The following is a 1,311-nucleotide window of genomic DNA, read 5'->3' on the forward strand; positions in this document are numbered from 1 at the left end:
CCGCCGTCGTCGCCGGGGCGGGCCGCGACCTGGGCGTACCCGGCCAGGGAGCCGTCCTCGGCGGGCAGCAGCAGGTGCCGGACGCCGGGGGAGGGCGGCCCCAGGGCCAGGCGGGCGTCCTCGGACAGCGGCTCCCCGCCGTCCGAGGACGCCGCAGCGGCCACGAGCCGCAGGACGGCGTCCGCCTGCTCGGCGGTCAGCGACTCCGCCGGCTGCGGTGCCCGGGCCGGTGCCGGGAGCGGGTCGGGCACCTCAGGCGTCCGCGGCGTCGGCCGCAGGCTCGCCGACCTGGTCGAGGTCGAGCTCCGCACCGGCGACGGCGCCGTCCCGGTCGGCCTCCCGGCGCTCGCGGGTCTGCGGCACGAACCGGTAGCCCACGTTGCGCACGGTCCCGATCAGCTGCTCGTGCTCGGCGCCGAGCTTGGCCCGCAGCCGCCGCACGTGGACGTCGACGGTGCGGGTGCCCCCGAAGTAGTCGTAGCCCCACACCTCCTTGAGCAGCTGGGCGCGGCTGAACACCCGGCCCGGGTGCTGGGCGAGGTGCTTGAGGAGCTCGAACTCCTTGTAGGTGAGGTCCAGCGAGCGCCCGCGCACCTTCGCCGTGTAGGTCGACTCGTCGATGACGACGTCGCCCGCGCGGATCTCGTCGGGCGTGTCGTCCCCGGCCTCGGCCAGCGCCGCCCGGCCGGCGGCCAGCCGCAGCCGGGCCTCCACCTCGGCGGGGCCCGCGCTGTCGAGCAGCACGTCGTCGGCACCCCAGTCGGCGGCGACCGCGGCCAGGCCGCCCTCGGTGAGCACGAGGAACAGCGGGCAGCTGACGCCGGTCGTGCGCAGCAGGCGCGTCAGCGAGCGGGCGGCGACCAGCTCGCGCCGTGCATCGACGAGCACGGCGTCGGCCGGCGGGGCGTCCACCAGCGCCGCGGGCTCGGCGGGCAGCACCCGCACGGCGTGGGTGAGCAGCCCGAGGGCGGGCAGCACCTCCGCGGAGGGGGACAGCGCGTTCGTGAGCAGGAGCAGCTGGGCCATGCAGCCTCCAAGGGCCGTGCGCCGGCGCGTCCGCGCCCGCGCACCGTCGCTACGACGAGGTGAACACTAGATGACGTCGGCGCTCGTGCGACCCAGCGCGCAGCACCGGCGGCCCGACCGCGACCTCGTCGTGACCCTCCGCCGGCCTCACCGCGACCCGTCCGGCCCTCTGGGAGGATCGGCGCGTGAGGACCCCAGCACTCCGTGTCGCCGCCCCGTCGGTGCTGCCCGCCGCGGTCGGCGCCGCCCTGGCGGTGCTGCTCGCCCTGGCGGCGCTCGCGGGGC

Annotated in this window: 1 protein-coding gene and 1 pseudogene; both read right to left on the minus strand. The window is 77.7% G+C overall.

The genetic code is table 11. The features are described from left to right. Positions 1-251, minus strand: a pseudogene (locus AC5FZL_RS16740) (mycothiol synthase); the annotation flags it as partial. Between the two features lies 1 nt (position 252). Beyond that, a complete protein-coding gene (locus AC5FZL_RS16745; protein WP_493620001.1) occupies positions 253-1,026 on the minus strand; it encodes a winged helix-turn-helix transcriptional regulator in 774 nt (257 codons plus the stop codon). Positions 1,027-1,311: the final 285 nt, after the last annotated feature.

This window comes from Quadrisphaera sp. DVD1, from assembly GCF_058932755.1.

Excerpts from the sequence above, each read along its gene's own strand:
- AC5FZL_RS16745 (WP_493620001.1), bottom strand. The coding sequence starts at position 1,026 with ATGGCCCAGCTGCTCCTGCTCACGAACGCGCTGTCCCCCTCCGCGGAG.